The sequence below is a fragment of the Streptomyces sp. NPDC006339 genome (genome assembly GCF_040612775.1).
Taxonomy (GTDB): Bacteria; Actinomycetota; Actinomycetes; order Streptomycetales; family Streptomycetaceae; genus Streptomyces.
In genome coordinates this window covers 94063-112384 of record NZ_JBEXQW010000014.1, presented here as the reverse complement: position 1 = coordinate 112384, position 18322 = coordinate 94063, and the positions used below count along the sequence as shown (strand labels likewise).

General features: G+C 71.2%; 15 protein-coding genes. 14 read left to right on the top strand and 1 reads right to left on the bottom strand.

The genetic code is table 11. The features are described 5' to 3' along the window. From murF to ABZ135_RS13935, 12 genes are all read left to right on the top strand, one after another. Complete coding sequence (gene murF / locus ABZ135_RS13990; protein ID WP_356695231.1) at nucleotides 1-1443, top strand: UDP-N-acetylmuramoyl-tripeptide--D-alanyl-D-alanine ligase; 1443 nt, start codon at nucleotides 1-3, stop codon at nucleotides 1441-1443. Then, a complete protein-coding gene (gene mraY / locus ABZ135_RS13985; RefSeq protein WP_352078048.1) occupies nucleotides 1440-2510 on the top strand; it encodes a phospho-N-acetylmuramoyl-pentapeptide-transferase in 1071 nt (356 codons plus the stop codon). Before murF ends, mraY begins: the two co-directional genes overlap by 4 nt. Then, a complete protein-coding gene (gene murD / locus ABZ135_RS13980) occupies nucleotides 2507-3928 on the top strand; it encodes a UDP-N-acetylmuramoyl-L-alanine--D-glutamate ligase (RefSeq protein WP_356695228.1) in 1422 nt (473 codons plus the stop codon). The genes mraY and murD overlap by 4 nt, the downstream gene beginning before the upstream one ends. 55 nt (nucleotides 3929-3983) lie before the next feature. Further along, on the top strand, nucleotides 3984-5324 hold the full coding sequence (gene ftsW / locus ABZ135_RS13975; protein ID WP_356695226.1) for a putative lipid II flippase FtsW: 1341 nt from the start codon (nucleotides 3984-3986) through the stop codon (nucleotides 5322-5324). A 6-nt stretch (nucleotides 5325-5330) separates the two neighbouring features. Continuing rightward, complete coding sequence (murG, locus tag ABZ135_RS13970) at nucleotides 5331-6425, top strand: undecaprenyldiphospho-muramoylpentapeptide beta-N-acetylglucosaminyltransferase (RefSeq protein WP_356695224.1); 1095 nt, start codon at nucleotides 5331-5333, stop codon at nucleotides 6423-6425. A gap of 27 nt (nucleotides 6426-6452) precedes the next feature. Continuing rightward, entirely contained in the window at nucleotides 6453-7250 is a 798-nt protein-coding gene (locus tag ABZ135_RS13965) for an FtsQ-type POTRA domain-containing protein (protein ID WP_356695222.1), read from the top strand. A gap of 280 nt (nucleotides 7251-7530) precedes the next feature. Then, complete coding sequence (gene ftsZ, locus ABZ135_RS13960; RefSeq protein ID WP_356695220.1) at nucleotides 7531-8745, top strand: cell division protein FtsZ; 1215 nt, start codon at nucleotides 7531-7533, stop codon at nucleotides 8743-8745. Next, nucleotides 8742-9470 (top strand): peptidoglycan editing factor PgeF, encoded by a 729-nt coding sequence (pgeF, locus tag ABZ135_RS13955; RefSeq protein ID WP_356695218.1) that lies wholly within the window; start codon nucleotides 8742-8744, stop codon nucleotides 9468-9470. The genes ftsZ and pgeF overlap by 4 nt, the downstream gene beginning before the upstream one ends. Before the next feature lie 8 nt (nucleotides 9471-9478). Beyond that, complete coding sequence (locus ABZ135_RS13950; protein ID WP_356695216.1) at nucleotides 9479-10198, top strand: YggS family pyridoxal phosphate-dependent enzyme; 720 nt, start codon at nucleotides 9479-9481, stop codon at nucleotides 10196-10198. A gap of 137 nt (nucleotides 10199-10335) precedes the next feature. Further along, nucleotides 10336-10956, top strand: coding sequence for a cell division protein SepF (gene sepF, locus ABZ135_RS13945; protein WP_265861641.1), 621 nt, complete (start codon nucleotides 10336-10338; stop codon nucleotides 10954-10956). Between the two features lie 82 nt (nucleotides 10957-11038). After that, on the top strand, nucleotides 11039-11329 hold the full coding sequence (locus ABZ135_RS13940) for a YggT family protein (protein WP_345489237.1): 291 nt from the start codon (nucleotides 11039-11041) through the stop codon (nucleotides 11327-11329). A 67-nt stretch (nucleotides 11330-11396) separates the two neighbouring features. Further along, entirely contained in the window at nucleotides 11397-12458 is a 1062-nt protein-coding gene (locus ABZ135_RS13935; protein ID WP_356695213.1) for a DivIVA domain-containing protein, read from the top strand. Nucleotides 12459-13128: 670 nt separating this feature from the next. Here ABZ135_RS13935 and ileS read toward each other — a convergent pair. Beyond that, nucleotides 13129-16269 (bottom strand): isoleucine--tRNA ligase, encoded by a 3141-nt coding sequence (gene ileS, locus ABZ135_RS13930; RefSeq protein ID WP_356695211.1) that lies wholly within the window; start codon nucleotides 16267-16269, stop codon nucleotides 13129-13131. A gap of 550 nt (nucleotides 16270-16819) precedes the next feature. Here ileS and ABZ135_RS13925 point away from each other — a divergent pair. After that, nucleotides 16820-17632, top strand: coding sequence for a TraR/DksA C4-type zinc finger protein (locus ABZ135_RS13925; RefSeq protein WP_356695209.1), 813 nt, complete (start codon nucleotides 16820-16822; stop codon nucleotides 17630-17632). 63 nt (nucleotides 17633-17695) lie between these two features. Continuing rightward, the gene (gene lspA, locus ABZ135_RS13920) at nucleotides 17696-18262 is read left to right on the top strand and encodes a signal peptidase II (RefSeq protein WP_356695207.1); all 567 of its coding nucleotides are present in this window, start codon (nucleotides 17696-17698) and stop codon (nucleotides 18260-18262) included. Nucleotides 18263-18322 lie beyond the last annotated feature (60 nt).

Below are 18322 nucleotides of genomic sequence, written 5' to 3'. Positions count from 1 at the left end.
GTGATCGCCCTCTCCCTCGCCGAGATCGCCGAAATCGTCGGCGGGCAGCCGCACGACATACCGGATCCGGCCGTCCAGGTCACCGGTGACGTCGTCATCGACTCCCGCCAGGTGACCCCCGGCAGCCTCTTCGCCGCCTTCGCCGGCGAGCACGTCGACGGCCACGCGTACGCGGAGCGCGCCGTCGGGGCGGGCGCGGTGGCCGTGCTGGCCGCCCGCCCCGTCGGCGTGCCCGCGATCGTCGTCGAGGACGTCCAGACGGCGCTCGGGGCCCTCGCCCGCGCGGTCGTCGAACGCCTCGGCACCGACGTCGTCGCGCTCACCGGCTCGGCCGGCAAGACCTCGACCAAGGACCTGATCGCCCAGGTCCTGCAGCGGCACGCGCCCACCGTGTGGACGCCCGGATCCCTCAACAACGAGATCGGCCTGCCGCTGACCGCGCTCACGGCCACCGCCGAGACCCGGCACCTCGTCCTGGAGATGGGGGCGCGCGGAATCGGCCATATCCGCTACCTCACCGGCCTCACCCCGCCGCGCATCGGCCTCGTCCTCAACGTGGGCTCCGCGCACATCGGCGAGTTCGGCGGCCGCGAGCAGATCGCCCAGGCCAAGGGCGAGATGGTCGAGTCCCTGCCGGCCGCCGAGGACGGCGGCGTCGCGATCCTCAACGCCGACGACCCCCTGGTGCGGGCCATGGAGAGCCGTACCAAGGCTCGGGTCACCCTCTTCGGCGAGGCCGAGGAGGCGGACGTACGTGCCGAGAATGTCCGGCTCACAGAGAACGGACAGCCCTCTTTCAGGCTTCACACACCCACCGGGTGCAGCGACGTGACCTTGCGCCTGTACGGTGAGCACCACGTGTCGAACGCGCTCGCCGCGGCCGCCGTCGCCCATGAGCTGGGCATGCCCGTCGAGGAGATCGCCACCGCGCTCTCCGACGCGGGCACCCTGTCGCGCTGGCGCATGGAGGTCACCGAGCGTCCGGACGGCGTGACGATCGTCAACGACGCCTACAACGCGAACCCCGAGTCCATGCGAGCCGCCCTGCGCGCGCTCGCGGCCATGGGCAGGTCTGCACAGGCCAAGGGGGCCCGCACGTGGGCGGTGCTCGGCAAGATGGCCGAGCTCGGGGACGACTCGCTCGCCGAGCACGACGCGGTCGGACGGCTCGCCGTCCGGCTCAACGTCAGCAAGCTCGTCGCGGTCGGGGACAGGGAAGCTGCCTGGCTGCAACTGGGCGCCTATAACGAGGGTTCGTGGGGTGAGGAGTCGGTGCACGTGTCCGACGCGCAGGCGGCGGTCGACCTGTTGCGCAGTGAGCTGCGCCCGGGGGACATCGTCCTGGTGAAGGCATCCAGGTCGGTCGGCCTCGAGCGGGTCGCCCTGGCACTGCTCGAGACCGCGGGCACCGCGGGCTCCGAGGGCGAGGTCGCCGGCCGATGAGGCAGATCCTCTTCGCGGGGGCCATCGGGCTCTTCCTGACCCTGATCGGCACCCCGCTGCTCATCAAGCTGCTCGCCCGCAAGGGATACGGCCAGTTCATCCGGGACGACGGCCCGCGCACCCACGGTTCGAAGAAGGGCACGCCCACCATGGGCGGCATCTCCTTCATCCTGGCCACGCTCATCGCGTACGCGCTGGCGAAGGTCATCACCGGCGAGGACCCGACGTACTCGGGCGTCCTGGTGCTGTTCCTGATGGCCGGTATGGGCCTGGTCGGCTTCCTCGACGACTACATCAAGATCGTCAAGCAGCGGTCGCTCGGTCTGCGGGCCAAGGCGAAGATGGCCGGCCAACTGATCGTGGGCATCGCCTTCGCCGTGCTCTCGCTGCAGTTCGCCGATCTGCGCGGTCTCACCCCGGCCTCCACGAAGCTCTCCTTCATCACCGACTTCGGCTGGTCCATCGGCCCGGTGCTGTTCGTGGTCTGGGCGCTCTTCATGATCCTGGCCATGTCCAACGGCGTGAACCTGACGGACGGTCTGGACGGCCTGGCCACCGGCGCGTCGGTGATGGTCTTCGGCGCGTACACCTTCATCGGGCTGTGGCAGTTCCAGGAGTCGTGCGCCAACGCCATGACCCTGACCAACCCGAACGCCTGCTTCGAGGTGCGCGACCCGCTCGACCTCGCGGTCGTCGCCTCCGCGCTGATGGGCGCGTGCTTCGGCTTCCTGTGGTGGAACACCTCGCCCGCCAAGATCTTCATGGGCGACACCGGCTCGCTGGCCCTCGGCGGCGCCCTCGCCGGTCTCGCCATCTGCTCCCGTACGGAGCTGCTGCTGGCCCTCCTGGGCGGCCTCTTCGTGATGATCACGATGTCCGTGGTCATCCAGGTCGGCTCCTTCAAGATGACCGGCAAGCGCGTCTTCCGGATGGCGCCCCTCCAGCACCACTTCGAACTCAAGGGGTGGTCCGAGGTCCTGGTCGTCGTCCGCTTCTGGATCATCCAGGGCATGTGCGTGATCGTGGGCCTGGGCCTCTTCTACGCGGGATGGGCATCCGAAAAGTGAGCGAGCTGGACTGGCAGGGCAAGAAGGTCACCGTCGCCGGGCTCGGCGTGAGCGGCATCCCCGCCGCCCGCGCCCTGCACGGCCTGGGCGCGGTCGTCACGGTCGTGAACGACGGCGACGACGAGCGCTCCCGGGCGCAGGCCGCGGAGCTGGAGGCGGAGGGCATCACCGTCCGCCTCGGCGACGGCGCCACCCTGCCGCCCGGCACCGAACTCATCGTCACCGCCCCGGGCTGGAAGCCCGACAAGCCGCTGTTCCGGGCCGCCGCCGAGGCGGGCGTGGAGATCTGGGGCGACGTCGAGCTGGCCTGGCGGCTGCGCGGCCCGGGCGCGGCGCCCTGGCTCGCGGTCACCGGCACCAACGGCAAGACCACGACCGTACGGATGCTCGCCTCCATCCTCCGGGCGGCCGGCCTGAGGACCGCCGCCGTCGGCAACATCGGCGTCTCGCTCCTCGACGCCGTCCTCGGCGAGGAGGAGTACGACGTCCTCGCCGTCGAGCTCTCCAGCTACCAACTGCACTGGGCGCCGTCCCTGCGCGCCCACTCGGCCGCCGTGCTCAACCTGGCGCCCGACCACCTCGACTGGCACGGCTCCATGGAGGCGTACGCCGCCGACAAGGGCCGGATCTACGAGGGCAACCAGGTCGCCTGCGTCTACAACACGGCCGACAAGGTCACCGAGGACCTGGTCCGCGAGGCCGACGTCGAGGAGGGCTGCCGGGCCATCGGCTTCACCCTCGGCACCCCCGGCCCCTCGGAGCTCGGCGTCGTCGAGGGCATCCTCGTCGACCGGGCCTTCGTGGAGAACCGGCAGAAGAACGCCCAGGAGCTGGCCGAGGTCTCCGACGTCCAGCCGCCGGCCCCGCACAACATCGCCAACGCGCTCGCCGCGGCCGCCCTCGCCCGCGCCTTCGGCGTGGAGCCGAAGGCCGTACGGGACGGACTGCGGGCCTTCCGGCCCGACCCGCACCGCATCGAACTGGTCGAGGAGATCGAGGGAGTCGTCTACGTCGACGACTCCAAGGCCACCAACACCCACGCCGCCGAAGCCTCGTTGGCGGCCTACGACCCGATCGTCTGGATCGCCGGCGGCCTCGCCAAGGGCGCGACCTTCGACGAGCTCGTGAGCAGGTCCGCCAAGCGGCTGCGCGGGGTCGTCCTGATCGGCCGGGACCGGGCGCTGATCCGCGAAGCCCTGGCGCGACACGCCCCCGAGGTCCCGGTGGTGGACCTCGACCGGACCGACACTGGGGCGATGTCCGCGGCGGTCCGGGAGGCGGCCTCGCTCGCCCGGCCGGGAGACACGGTCCTCCTCGCCCCGGCCTGTGCGTCGATGGACATGTTCGCCAACTACAACAAGCGGGGCGAGGCGTTCGCGGACGCGGTCCGCGCCCTCGCTTCGACCGGGCGCGCCTGACCTGACCAGCGAGGAGGTCCGGCCGCGCCGGGCACGACCGGAGGGGACAGGGACCATGCCGAGCAGAACCGCCGGGACGCGGGAGACCTCCGCCGTACGCGGCGGCGGCCGCGCGCCGGTGACGCCGAGGAAGGTGGGCGGGGGCGGGCCGCGGGGGCTCTACGAGCGGGCCAGAAGGGCCTGGGACCGGCCGCTGACGGCCTATTACGTGATCGTCGGCGCCGGACTGCTCATCACCGCGCTCGGCCTCGTGATGGTCTACTCCGCCTCGATGATCACGGCGCTGCGCTACGACCTGGTGCCCTCGTACTTCTTCCGCAAGCAGTTCTTCGCGGCCCTGCTCGGCGCGGGGCTGCTGCTGCTGGCCTCCCGGATGCCGGTGAAACTGCACCGGGCGCTGGCCTACCCGATCCTGGTCGGGGCGATCTTCCTCATGGTGCTCGTCCAGATCCCCGGGATAGGGGTCTCGGTCGGCGGCAACCAGAACTGGATCTCGCTGGGCGGACCGTTCATGCTCCAGCCCAGCGAGTTCGGCAAGCTGGCGCTGATCCTGTGGGGGGCCGATCTGCTGGCCCGCAAGCAGGACATGAAACTCCTGACCCAGTGGAAGCACATGCTGGTGCCGCTGGTGCCCGGCACGTTCCTGCTGCTCGGCCTCATCATGCTGGGCGGTGACATGGGCACGGCGATCATTCTCACAGCGATCCTCTTCGGACTGCTGTGGACCGCCGGCGCCCCCACCCGGCTCTTCGTCGGGGTCCTCACCGTCGCCGGCGTGATCGGCCTGCTGCTGATCAGGACCAGCCCGCACCGCCTGAAGCGCTTCGCCTGCATCGGCGCCAGCGACCCGGGCGGGGTGGGGGACCCCTGCTGGCAGGCCGCGCACGGAATCTACGCTCTGGCCTCCGGCGGATGGTTCGGTTCCGGCCTCGGGGCGAGTGTGGAAAAATGGGGTCAACTCCCCGAAGCGCACACCGACTTCATCTTCGCCGTCACCGGGGAGGAACTGGGTCTGGCGGGGACGCTGTCGGTGCTGGCCCTCTTCGCGGCTCTAGGCTATGCGGGTATCCGCGTGGCCGGACGCACGGAGGACCCCTTCGTCAGGTTTGCCGCGGGAGGCGTGACCACCTGGATCACGGCGCAGGCCGTGGTCAACATCGGTGCGGTGCTCGGTCTGCTGCCGATCGCCGGAGTCCCGCTCCCGCTGTTCTCCTACGGAGGATCGGCCCTGCTGCCGACCATGTTCGCCGTCGGGCTCCTGATCGCCTTCGCGCGACAGGAACCCGCCGCGAAAGCGGCCCTGGCCCTGCGCCGCCCCGGATGGGGCAAGCGGGCCGGGGGGAGATGGAAGTCGATGCGACGGCGCGTCAAGAAGCGTCCGTCCGGAGAGCGGTGAATTTCGGTGCATGTCGTCCTCGCCGGCGGAGGTACCGCCGGCCACATCGAGCCCGCGCTCGCACTCGCGGACGCCCTGCGCAGGCAGGACCCGACCGTGGGGATCACGGCGCTGGGCACGGAGCGCGGCCTGGAGACCCGGCTGGTGCCCGAGCGGGGCTACGAGCTTGCGCTCATCCCCGCCGTACCGCTGCCCCGCAAACCCACGCCCGAGCTGATCACCGTCCCCGGGCGGCTGCGCGGCACCATCAAGGCGGCCGAGCAGGTCCTCGAGCGCACCAAGGCGGACTGCGTGGTCGGCTTCGGCGGCTACGTGGCGCTGCCCGGCTATCTCGCCGCCAAGCGCCTCGGCGTGCCGATCGTGGTCCACGAGGCCAACGCCCGGCCCGGCCTGGCCAACAAGATCGGCTCGCGGTACGCGGCCGGGGTCGCCGTCGCCACCCCGGACTCCAAGCTGCGGAACGCCCGTTACATCGGCATCCCGCTGCGCCACACCATCGCCACCCTCGACCGCGCCCGCGTGCGCCCCGAGGCGCGGGCCGCCTTCGGCCTCGACCCGAACCTGCCGACCCTGCTGGTCTCCGGCGGCTCCCAGGGCGCACGCCGGCTCAACGAGGTCGTCCAGCAGATCGCCCCCGTGCTCCAGCGCTCCGGCATCCAGATCCTGCACGCGGTCGGCCCGAAGAACGAACTGCCGCGTGTCGACAACATGCCCGGGATGCCGCCGTACGTGCCGGTACCGTACGTGGACCGGATGGACCTCGCGTACGCCGCCGCCGACATGATGCTCTGCCGCGCGGGCGCGATGACCGTCGCCGAGCTGTCCGCCGTCGGGCTCCCGGCCGCCTACGTCCCGCTGCCCATCGGCAACGGCGAGCAGCGGCTCAACGCCCAGCCGGTGGTCAAGGCCGGCGGCGGGCTCCTCGTCGACGACGCGGAACTGTCGCCGCAGTGGGTGCAGACCAACGTCCTGCCCGTACTGGCCGATCCGCACCGGCTGTACGAGATGTCCCGCGCCGCCGCCGAGTTCGGCCGCCGGGACGCCGACGACCTGCTCGTCGGCATGGTGTACGAGGCGATCGCCGCCCGCCGGCAGGCGTAGCGGCGGCGACAGGCAGGAGAGGCCACTGTGGCGGTGGGACCGGCGACCGAGCAGAAGAGCGCGAGCGGCAGGTCCACGGGACCGGACCGGCGGCCGTCCCGACCGGGCACCCGGAAGCTCCGGGTGCCCGGCCCGCGCGCGCTCCTGATCGGCTTCGCCGCCCTCGCCCTGGTGGCCGGCGGCCTCTGGGCGCTCTACGGCTCCTCCTGGTTCCGGGTCGAGAAGGTGAGCACCACCGGTACGGAGGTGCTCACCCGGGACGAGGTCGAGCGGGTCGCGGCCGTACCGCTCGGCGCGCCGCTCGTCTCCGTCGACACCGACGCCATCGAGGCCCGGCTGCGCGAGGAGCTTCCGCGGATCGCCACCGTGGACGTCGTACGGTCCTGGCCGCACGGAATCGGTCTGAAAGTGACGGAACGACAGCCCGTCCTGCTGCTCGAAAAGGGCGGAAAGTTCACCGAAGTGGACTCCGGCGGTGTGCGGTTCGCCACCGTGCCCACCGCCCCGCGCGGCGTCCCGCTGCTCGTCCTCGACGTGGCCGCCTCGCCGAGCCTGCGCCGCTTCGACGCCGAGCGGCTGCTGCGGGTCGCCGTAGGCGTGACGGGCGAACTCCCGGAGAAAATCGCCCAGGACGTCCGTGTCGTCCGGATCACGTCCTTCGACTCCATCACTCTGGAGCTCGGCAAGGGCCGCACCGTCTTCTGGGGCAGCGGCGAGGACGGGCCCGTGAAGGCGCGCGTTCTCACCGCTCTCATAAAAGCGACTCCCAAAGCGGGGCACTTCGATGTAAGTGCCCCCACCGCGCCCGCGTCGTCACGAAGTTGACGCCCATCACCGCTGGCCAGGACCCTGGTTGGCCAGCGCTACGGGTGATCACATAGGGTGAAAAGAAAAACGGGAGGTTCGGCGTGTTCGTTGAACGTGCGCCACTTGTCGACTTAGTGTCCTGTTCGGAAGAGTCCAGCGAACAGAGACACTGGTAACCCTAAACTTCAACGTTAGGGTTTGGGTCGGCGTTTCGGACCGTCCCAATCGGCATCCGTCGTCGCGGCGCGCTTACCACCGCGAAGCGGCGACACGTAACTCGAGGCGAGAGGCCTTCGACGTGGCAGCACCGCAGAACTACCTCGCAGTCATCAAGGTCATCGGTGTCGGCGGCGGTGGTGTCAATGCCATCAACCGAATGATCGAGGTCGGTCTCAAGGGCGTCGAGTTCATCGCCATCAACACCGACGCCCAGGCGCTGTTGATGAGCGACGCCGACGTCAAGCTCGACGTCGGCCGTGAACTCACCCGCGGCCTCGGGGCCGGGGCCAACCCGGCAGTCGGTCGCAAGGCGGCAGAGGACCACCGCGAGGAGATCGAGGAGGTCCTCAAGGGGGCCGACATGGTCTTCGTCACCGCCGGCGAAGGTGGCGGCACCGGCACCGGCGGCGCGCCCGTCGTCGCCAACATCGCGCGCTCGCTCGGCGCCCTCACGATCGGTGTGGTCACCCGGCCGTTCACCTTCGAGGGCCGCCGTCGCGCCAACCAGGCGGAGGACGGCATCGCCGAGCTCCGCGAAGAGGTCGACACCCTCATCGTCATCCCCAACGACCGGCTGCTGTCCATCTCGGACCGCCAGGTCTCGGTCCTGGACGCCTTCAAGTCCGCGGACCAGGTCCTGCTCTCCGGCGTCCAGGGCATCACCGACCTCATCACCACCCCGGGCCTCATCAACCTCGACTTCGCCGACGTCAAGTCGGTCATGTCCGAGGCCGGTTCCGCCCTCATGGGCATCGGCTCCGCCCGCGGCGACGACCGCGCGGTGGCGGCGGCCGAGATGGCGATCTCCTCGCCGCTCCTGGAGGCGTCCATCGACGGCGCCCGCGGCGTGCTGCTCTCCATCTCCGGCGGCAGCGACCTCGGCCTCTTCGAGATCAACGAGGCCGCCCAGTTGGTGAGCGAGGCCGCCCACCCCGAGGCGAACATCATCTTCGGCGCCGTCATCGACGACGCCCTGGGCGACGAGGTCCGGGTCACCGTCATCGCCGCCGGCTTCGACGGCGGCCAGCCGCCGGCCCGCCGCGACAACATCATCGGCTCGGTCTCCGCCAAGCGCGAGGAGCCCGCCCCGGCCCCCCGCGCCACCGAGACCTCCCGCCCGCTCGGCGGCCTCGGCACGGTGGCCCCGCGCGAGGAGCCCGCGGCGCCCGCCGACCCGGCGCCGGCCGCCGGCGAGACCCCGCTGCCGCCCGTCACCCCGCCGGTGGTCCCGCCGGCCCGTCCGTACCCGGACACCCAGGCCGAAGAGCTGGATGTCCCGGACTTCTTGAAGTGATAGGGCAGCGTTACGACACGAGCGGCGCCCACTTCGCCTTCACCGACCGGTGGGGCGGGGTGAGCGCCGTTCCGTACGAGGAGCTCAACCTCGGCGGCGCGGTGGGCGACGACCCCGCGGCCGTACGGACGAACCGGGCGCGGGCGGCGGCCGGACTCGGGCTCGACCCGGAGCGCGTGGTCTGGATGAACCAGGTGCACGGCGCGGACGTCGCGGTGGTCGACGGCCCCTGGACCACCCCCGACATCCCCTCCGTCGACGCGCTCGTCACCGCCCGCCGGGGCCTCGCCCTCGCGGTCCTCACCGCGGACTGCGTCCCCGTCCTGCTCGCCGACCCCGTCGCCGGGGTCGCCGCCGCGGTCCACGCCGGGCGGCCGGGGATGGTGGCCGGGGTCGTGCCCGCCGCCCTGAAGGCGATGGCCGACCTGGGCGCCGACCCCTCCCGCGTCACCGCCCGCACCGGGCCCTCCGTCTGCGGGCGCTGCTACGAGGTGCCGGAGGCGATGCGGGCCGAGGTGGCCGCGGCCGAACCGGCCGCCCACGCCGAGACCTCGTGGGGCACCCCGGCCGTGGACGTCGCCGCCGGAGTGCGCGCCCAGCTCGAACGGCTCGGCGTCCGGGACGTCGGGGACGCCGGGGTCTGCACCCTGGAGTCCCGCGACCACTACTCGTACCGACGCGACCGCACCACGGGGCGACTCGCGGGATATGTCTGGTTGGACTGAGAAGAGATATGACGGACCGCAAGTCGGAACTCGCCGAGAACCTCGCCCGGGTGGAGGAGCGCATCGCCGCCGCGTGCGCCGCCGCCGGGCGCGCGCGGGAGGAGGTGACCCTCATCGTGGTCACCAAGACCTACCCCGCGAGCGATGTGCGACTGCTGCACGAACTCGGCGTCCGCCACGTGGCGGAGAACCGGGACCAGGACGCGGCCCCCAAGGCCGCCGCCTGCGCGGATCTCGATCTGACCTGGCACTTCGTGGGTCAGTTGCAGACCAACAAGGTCCGATCCGTGGTGGGTTATGCCGATGTGGTGCAGTCCGTCGACCGTTTGAAGCTCGTTTCCTCTCTTTCCGCGGCCGCGGAGAAGGCGGAGCGGGAGCTCGGCTGCCTGATCCAGGTCGCCCTCGACGCCGAGTCCGGCGAGCGCGGCGACCGGGGCGGGGTCGCGCCGGACGGGATCGAGGAGTTGGCGGCGGCCGTGGAGGCCGCTCCCGGACTGCGGCTCGACGGCCTCATGACCGTCGCGCCGCTCGCCGGTCCGTACGCGGGCCGGCAACAGGCCGCCTTCGAGCGGCTGATGGATTTGTCGACTGTCCTGCGCGCGACCCGTCCGGCTGCGAACATGGTGTCAGCAGGGATGAGCGCGGACCTCGAGGAGGCCGTGGCGGCCGGAGCGACACATGTGCGCATCGGTACGGCGGTGCTCGGCGTCCGCCCGAAGCTCGGGTAACGTCGCGAAGCAAGTCGGACCACAGCAGAAAATATGGTCATTCCGCCGAGGGGCGGACGGACCCGTGGATCGCGGGCACTTGGTGACACTGCGACATTCGGTAAGGGCGATCCACCACAGAGCGGAGGATGCAGAGAATGGCCGGCGCGATGCGCAAGATGGCGGTCTACCTCGGCCTCGTGGAGGACGATGGCTACGACGGCCGTGGATTCGATCCCGACGACGACTTCGAACCCGAGCTGGAACCGGAGCCCGAGCGCGACCGGCGCCACCAGCCCCCTCGGCAGATCGAGCGCGAGGAGCCGGTACGGGTGGTCCAGCCGCCCGCGCCGCGCGAACCCGTCGCCCAGTCTGTGCCCGTACACGCGGAAAGCGGACGTCCTGCCCGAATTGCCCCCGTGGCATCCATCACACCCGAACGTCCGAGCCTGGAGAAGAACGCACCGGTGATCATGCCCAAGGTCGTGTCCGAGCGGGAGCCTTACCGCATCACCACGCTGCACCCGCGGACCTACAACGAGGCCCGTACCATCGGGGAACACTTCCGCGAGGGCACCCCCGTGATCATGAATCTCACGGAGATGGACGACACCGACGCGAAGCGACTTGTCGACTTTGCCGCCGGACTCGTCTTCGGGCTCCATGGCAGCATTGAGCGCGTGACGCAGAAGGTGTTCCTGTTGTCGCCTGCTAACGTCGATGTCACGGCGGAGGACAAGGCCCGGATCGCAGAGGGCGGATTCTTCAACCAGAGCTGAGAACACGAGATCGAGAACGGCCCGGCCGCGAGGGCGGCCGGACAAGTGAGAGCACGAGAGCCAGGGGAGAGGGAAGCGCGGGATGGGTGTCGCACTGCAGGTGATCTACATCGCGCTGATGTGCTTCCTGGTCCTGCTGATCTTCCGGCTGGTCATGGACTACGTCTTCCAGTTCGCCCGTTCATGGCAACCCGGTAAGGCGATGGTGGTCGTTCTGGAGGCCACCTACACTGTCACCGATCCACCGCTCAAGCTTCTGCGGCGGCTCATCCCGCCGCTGCGTCTCGGGGGCGTGGCACTCGACCTGTCCTTCTTCGTTCTGATGATCATCGTCTACATCCTGATCTCCATCGTGAGCAGCTTCGCGAGGTGATGGTGGAGGTGGATGTGGACGATACGGTCTTGCCGACTGCCGACGACTACGTAGAGGTGAAGAAGAGATGCCGCTGACTCCCGAGGATGTGCGGAACAAGCAGTTCACGACCGTCCGCCTTCGAGAAGGCTATGACGAGGACGAGGTCGATGCCTTCCTCGATGAGGTCGAAGCCGAACTGACTCGTCTGCTCCGCGAGAACGAGGACCTGCGCGCCAAGCTGGCCGCGGCGACCCGTGCCGCCGCGCAGAACCAGCAGCAGCAGGGCATGCGCAAGCCGCCGGAGCCGCAGGATCGTCCCGTCGGTCCCGGCGCTCCCGTGCCCGCCGCCATATCCGGACCGCCGGTCCAGCAGCAGCCCCCGCAGATGGGTCCGCCGCAGCTCCCGTCCGGTGCCCCGCAGCTTCCCGCGGGCCCCATGCAGGGCGGGCCCATGGGCCCCGGCCCCATGCAGGGCGGCCCGATGGGTCCCGGCCCGATGCAGGGCGGCCCCATGGGTCACCCCCAGCAGCAGCAGCCGATGCAGCAGATGCAGCCGGCCCAGGGCCCGGGCGGCGACAGCGCCGCGCGCGTGCTCTCGCTGGCGCAGCAGACCGCCGACCAGGCGATCGCGGAGGCCCGTTCCGAGGCCAACAAGATCGTCGGCGAGGCGCGCTCGCGCGCCGAGGGCCTGGAGCGGGACGCCCGCGCCAAGGCCGACGCCCTGGAGCGGGACGCGCAGGAGAAGCACCGCGTCGCGATGGGCTCCCTGGAGTCCGCCCGCGCCACGCTCGAGCGCAAGGTCGAGGACCTGCGGGGCTTCGAGCGTGAGTACCGGACTCGCCTGAAGTCGTACCTGGAGTCGCAGTTGCGTCAGCTCGAGACCCAGGCCGACGACTCGCTGGCTCCGCCGCGCACGCCGGCGACCGCCTCCCTGCCGCCGTCCCCGTCGATGGCCTCGGCGGGCGCGGGTGCGCCGTCGTTCGGCGGCAACGGCACGATGGGCGGTGCCCCGTCGTACGGTGGCCAGCAGCAGATGTCCCCGGCGATGACCCAGCCGATGGCTCCGGTCCGCCCGCAGGCGCCGCAGCCGATGCAGCAGGCGCCGGCGCCGATGCGCGGCTTCCTCATCGACGAGGACGACAACTGAGGCCGGCGGCCCAGCGCGTGCTGAGCGCGTAGCCGTCGTCGGCAGTCTCAAGGGCCGGGCCCTGGGGTAACCCAGGGCCCGGCCCTTTTGCGTGCGGGGGGAGAGGGCGGGCTGGGGCGCCGTGGGTGCGGCCCGGGCGACGCCTGCGGCGGGCTCCTCCCCCACCCCGCCCCTCCCCGAACCGGGGCGCCGCCCCGGACCCCGGGCGGCGGGGGCGCGGGGACGAGGCCCCGGCGCGCCCGGGGCGGGGCGGCGGCTTCGCGCCGGGGCCCGGCTGCCCGGAGGGCGGGGGTTTTGCGTCGCGGGGGCGCGACGGGCGGGAGTGGCGGCTTCGGCCCAGGCTGGTGGGCGCGGGGGCGAGGCCCCGGCGGGGCCAGGGCGGGCAGCGGCTTCGTGCCGCGAGGGCGCGTCCCGGCCTTCGGCCGGCGGGTCCGCGCACCCGCGACCGGCGGCGGCTTCGCGCCGCAGCGGCGCGACCCGGGCCGGGGGAGGGGCGACCGTTGTGGGCATTCGTTCCGCTGGGGCGGAACGGGTGGGCACAACGCACCAGGGCCGTGCCCGTTCATGGGCGGTGCGGCGGAGGGCCGGCACCAGGGCGATGCCCGTTCGCGGGCGGCACGGCGAAGGGCCCGGTGTCCCGTGGGGGCCGGGCCCTTCGTTGGGAGGGGGGCTACGCCTTGCGGAGGCGGAAGGTGAGGGTCAGGGACTCGTCCTCGAAGGGCGTGCCGAAGGTGTCGTCGGCCGGGCCCTCCGCGAAGTCCGTGGCCAGGACCTCGTCGGCGATGAGGGCCGCGTGGGTGGTGAGGGCCTCCGTCGTCTCCGGGGAGGTGGCGGTCCAGCGCAGGGCGATGCGGTCCGCCACGTCCAGGCCGCTGTTCTTGCGGGCCTCCTGGATCAGGCGGATCGCGTCACGAGCCAGGCCCGCCCGGCGGAGCTCCGGGGTGATCTCCAGGTCGAGCGCGACCGTCGCGCCCGAGTCGGAGGCGACCGACCAGCCCTCCCGCGGGGTCTCCGTGATGATGACCTCCTCGGGCGTGAGGGTGATCGTCTCGCCGTTCACCTCCAGCGTCGCCTCGCCACCGCGCAGCGCCAGGGACAGCGCCGCCGCGTCGGCCGCCGCGACCGCCTTCGCCACGTCCTGGACGCCCTTGCCGAAACGCTTGCCCAGGGCCCGGAAGTTGGCCTTCGCGGTCGTGTCGACCAGGCTGCCGCCGACCTCCGACAGGGAGGCCAGGGAGGAGACGTTCAGCTCCTCCGTGATCTGTGCCTGGAGCTCCTCGGAGAGGTCCGCGAAGCCGCTCGCCGCCACCAGCGCCCGGGAGAGCGGCTGACGGGTCTTCACACCGGACTCGGCACGCGTCGCCCGGCCCAGCTCGACCAGGCGGCGGACCAGCAGCATCTGCTCGGACAGCACCGGGTCGACGAGGGAGGCGTCCGTCTCCGGCCACGAGGACAGGTGGACGGACTCGGGGGCGCCCGGGGTCACGGGGACCACCAGGTCCTGCCACACCCGCTCGGTGATGAACGGGGTGAGCGGGGCCATCAGGCGCGTGACCGTCTCGACCACGTCGTGCAGGGTGCGCAGCGCGGAGGCGTCGCCCTGCCAGAAGCGGCGGCGGGAACGGCGGACGTACCAGTTGGACAGGTCGTCGACGAACGCGGACAGCAGCTTGCCGGCGCGCTGGGTGTCGTACGCCTCCATCGCCTCCGTGACGTCGGCGACCAGCGTGTGCAGCTCGGACAGCAGCCACCGGTCGAGGACCGAGCGGTCGGCCGGCGCCGGGTCGGCGGCGGACGGCGCCCAGCCGGACGTCCGGGCGTACAGCGCCTGGAAGGCGACCGTGTTCCAGTACGTGAGGAGGGTCTTGCGGACGACCTCCTGGATCGTGCCGTGACCCACCCGGCGCGCCGCCCACGGCGAGCCGCCGGCCGCCATGAACCAGCGGACCGCGTCCGCGCCGTGCTGGTCCATCAGCGGGATCGGCTGGAGGATGTTGCCCAGGTGCTTGGACATCTTGCGGCCGTCCTCGGCGAGGATGTGGCCGAGGCAGACCACGTTCTCGTACGAGGACTTGTCGAAGACCAGCGTGCCCACGGCCATCAGCGTGTAGAACCAGCCACGGGTCTGGTCGATGGCCTCGGAGATGAACTGCGCCGGGTAGCGGCTCTCGAACAGCTCCTTGTTCTGGTACGGGTACCCGTACTGCGCGAACGGCATCGAGCCCGAGTCGTACCAGGCGTCGATGACCTCCGGCACGCGGACGGCCTCCAGCGCGCAGCCCTCCGTGGGGCAGCCGAAGGTCACGTCGTCGATGTACGGGCGGTGCGGGTCGAGGCCCGACTGGTCCGTGCCGGTCAGCTCGGTCAGCTCGGCGCGCGAGCCGACGCACGTGAGGTGGCCCTCCTCGCAGCGCCAGATCGGCAGCGGGGTGCCCCAGTAGCGGTTGCGGGACAGCGCCCAGTCGATGTTGTTGTTCAGCCAGTCGCCGAAGCGGCCGTGCTTGACCGACTCCGGGAACCAGTTCGTCTTCTCGTTCTCCTGGAGAAGGCGGTCCTTGACGGCGGTCGTACGGATGTACCAGGACGGCTGCGCGTAGTACAGCAGCGCCGTGTGGCAGCGCCAGCAGTGCGGGTAGCTGTGCTCGTACGCGATGTGCCGGAAGAGCAGGCCGCGCGCGTCCAGGTCGGCGGTGAGCTTCTCGTCGGCCTTCTTGAAGAAGACGCCGCCGACCAGCGGCACGTCCTCCTCGAAGGTGCCGTCGGGGCGGACCGGGTTCACGACCGGCAGGCCGTAGGAGCGGCAGACTTTGAGGTCGTCCTCACCGAAGGCGGGGGACTGGTGGACCAGACCCGTGCCGTCCTCGGTCGTCACGTACTCGGCGTTGACCACGTAGTGCGCCGGGGCGTCGAAGGGGACCAGCTCGAAGGGGCGCTGGTAGGTCCAGCGCTCCATGTCCTTGCCGGTGAAGGACTCACCGGTGGTGACCCAGCCCTCGCCGAGCGCCTTGTCGAGCAGCGGCTCGGCGACGACCAGCCGCTCGTCACCGTCCGTGGCGACCACGTAGGTCACCTCGGGGTGGGCGGCGACCGCCGTGTTGGACACCAGCGTCCACGGGGTGGTCGTCCAGACCAGGAGCGCGGCCTTGCCGGCGAGCGGGCCGGAGGTCAGCGGGAAGCGGACGTAGACCGAGGGGTCGACGACCGTCTCGTAGCCCTGCGCGAGCTCGTGGTCGGACAGGCCGGTGCCGCAGCGCGGGCACCAGGGGGCGACGCGGTGGTCCTGGACGAGCAGGCCCTTGTCGAAGATCTGCTTGAGCGACCACCACACGGACTCGATGTACGCGGGGTCCATCGTCCGGTAGGCGTCGTCGAGGTCGACCCAGTAGCCCATCCGGGTCGTCAGCTCGGCGAAGGCGTCGGTGTGGCGGGTCACGGACTCGCGGCACTTGGCGTTGAACTCGGCGATGCCGTACGCCTCGATGTCCTTCTTGCCGGAGAAGCCGAGCTCCTTCTCGACGGCGAGCTCGACCGGCAGGCCGTGGCAGTCCCAGCCGGCCTTGCGGGCGACGTGGTAGCCGCGCATGGTCCGGAAGCGGGGGAAGACGTCCTTGAAGACGCGGGCCTCGATGTGGTGGGCGCCGGGCATGCCGTTGGCGGTCGGCGGGCCCTCGTAGAAGACCCACTCCGGGCGTCCCTCGGACTGCTCCAGCGTCTTGGCGAAGACCTTGTTCTCGTGCCAGAAATCGAGCACGGCGTGCTCGAGCGCGGGCAGGTCTACCTGGGCGGGCACCTGGCGGTACTGCGAAGACATCGATCTTCCTCCGGCGGATGTTCCTCGTTCCGTCGGAGGGACGAGAGCACGGCTCCCGCGGTACCACCCTCCTTGGCCCCGGGCGCGGACGCCCTGAGCCCCCTCATTGGGGTCGCGACGCCGGGTCTAGTCACCGCGTCCGCATCGACGGCCGCGGCTTTCTTCCGGCAGCTCCGGGGTGATGCTTCACATCGGGCTCGCCCCCGGGCTCTCACCGTCCCCGGGTCGCTCATGGCTGCGTACGACGCTACTCGTCCCCATCCAAGCCTTTCGCTCCGCCCAGTGTACGGGGCCCGGGCGGGGTCGGCCGACCGTTTTACCGGTGACCCGAATGGCCACACGGGCGCGGCGGACTTCCGGCACGGCCAAGTGGGGGAGGTCCGGCGCGGATAACCGGCCGGGGAGCTGGGCACAACCGAGGCAGGCTCGTCCCGCAGGGCGCCGGGGCGGGCGGAATGGGCGGCGTGCCCCGTTGCCGCGGGCTCTGGGCCGATTTATCGTCCCAGCACGATTCGCGAGCAAGATCACAAAATGTGTAAGGGGCCGCGACATGGTGGCGAAGAAGACCGCCGCGAAGGAGACGACGGCCACGAAGACGGCGGTCGCGAAGGCACCGGCCGCGAAGAAGTCCGCGCCCGCGAAAAAGGCCGTGGCCAAGAAGGCCGCGGCCGCGAAGGCGCCCGCGAAGAAGGCACCGGCGAAAAAGGCGCCCGCGAAGAAGACGGCCGCCAAGAAGAGGGCCGACGGAAAGACGGTCGCCATGGAGGCGGTCGTCGACGGGACGGTCGTCGCCGAACCGGTGGAGGCGACGACCCCGGGGAAGAAGAAGTCCGCCACGGGCGGGAAGACCGCCGGGGCCGGGAAGACCGTGACCGAGAAGACAGGAGCCAGGACGGTGGCAGCGAAGAAGACCGCGGGTGGCGTCACGACGGCCGAGACCGACGTCGCGGTGCCCCCGGCACGCGCCGGCGAGCTCGCCGTACGCCCGGGCGAGGACCCCTGGACGCCCGAGGAGGTCGCCGAGGCCCGCAGCGGGCTCCAGTCGGAGGTGATCCGGCTGCGCAGCGAGCTCGCCCACTCCCAGCAGGAGCTGACCGGCCTGATGCGCGACTCCGGCGACGGCGCCGGCGACGACCAGGCCGACACCGGCACCAAGAACATCACGCGTGAGCACGAGCTGGCCCTGGCCGCGAACGCCCGCGAGATGCTGGAGCAGACCGAGCACGCCCTGGAGCGGCTCGACGCGGGCACGTACGGCCTGTGCGAGGTCTGCGGGAAGCCCATCGGCAAGGCGAGGATGCAGGCGTTCCCCCGGGCCACCCTCTGCGTGGAGGACAAGCAGAAGCAGGAGCGCCGGGGCTGACCCCGGCGCACGGCTGTGCCGTACCCTCGGGGCACAGTCAGGCACCTAGGTTGAGGGACTCACGTGGCAGAGGCGGAGAGCGTCATCGGTACGCCGGATTCAGAGGGAGCCGACGAGACGGCCGTTCCCGAGGAGCGGCCGAAGGGCAAGCGGAAGATCGCCGCGCTGTTCGTCGTGGCCCTCGTCGCCTACCTCCTCGACCTCGGCAGCAAGATGCTCGTGGTGGAGAAGCTGGAGGGGCGCGAGCCGATCAAGGTGATCGGCGACCTGCTGCGCTTCGAGGCGATCCGCAACCCGGGCGCCGCCTTCGGCATGGGCGAGGCATTCACGATCATCTTCACCTGCATCGCCGCCGTGGTGATCGTGGTGATCATCCGGCTGTCCCGCAAGCTCTACAGCCTGCCCTGGGCCATCGCCCTCGGTCTGCTGCTCGGCGGCGCGCTCGGCAACCTGACCGACCGCGTCTTCCGCTCGCCCGGCGTCTTCGAAGGGGCGGTCGTCGACTTCATCGCGCCCGCCCACTTCGCCGTCTTCAACCTGGCCGACTCGGCGATCGTCTGCGGCGGCATCCTGATCGTGATCCTCTCCTTCCGCGGTCTGGACCCCGACGGCACCGTCCACAAGGACTGACCTCCCGCGCGGGCCCGAGTTGTCCACAGGGACCGAGCTCACGGACGGAGCACCGCCGAC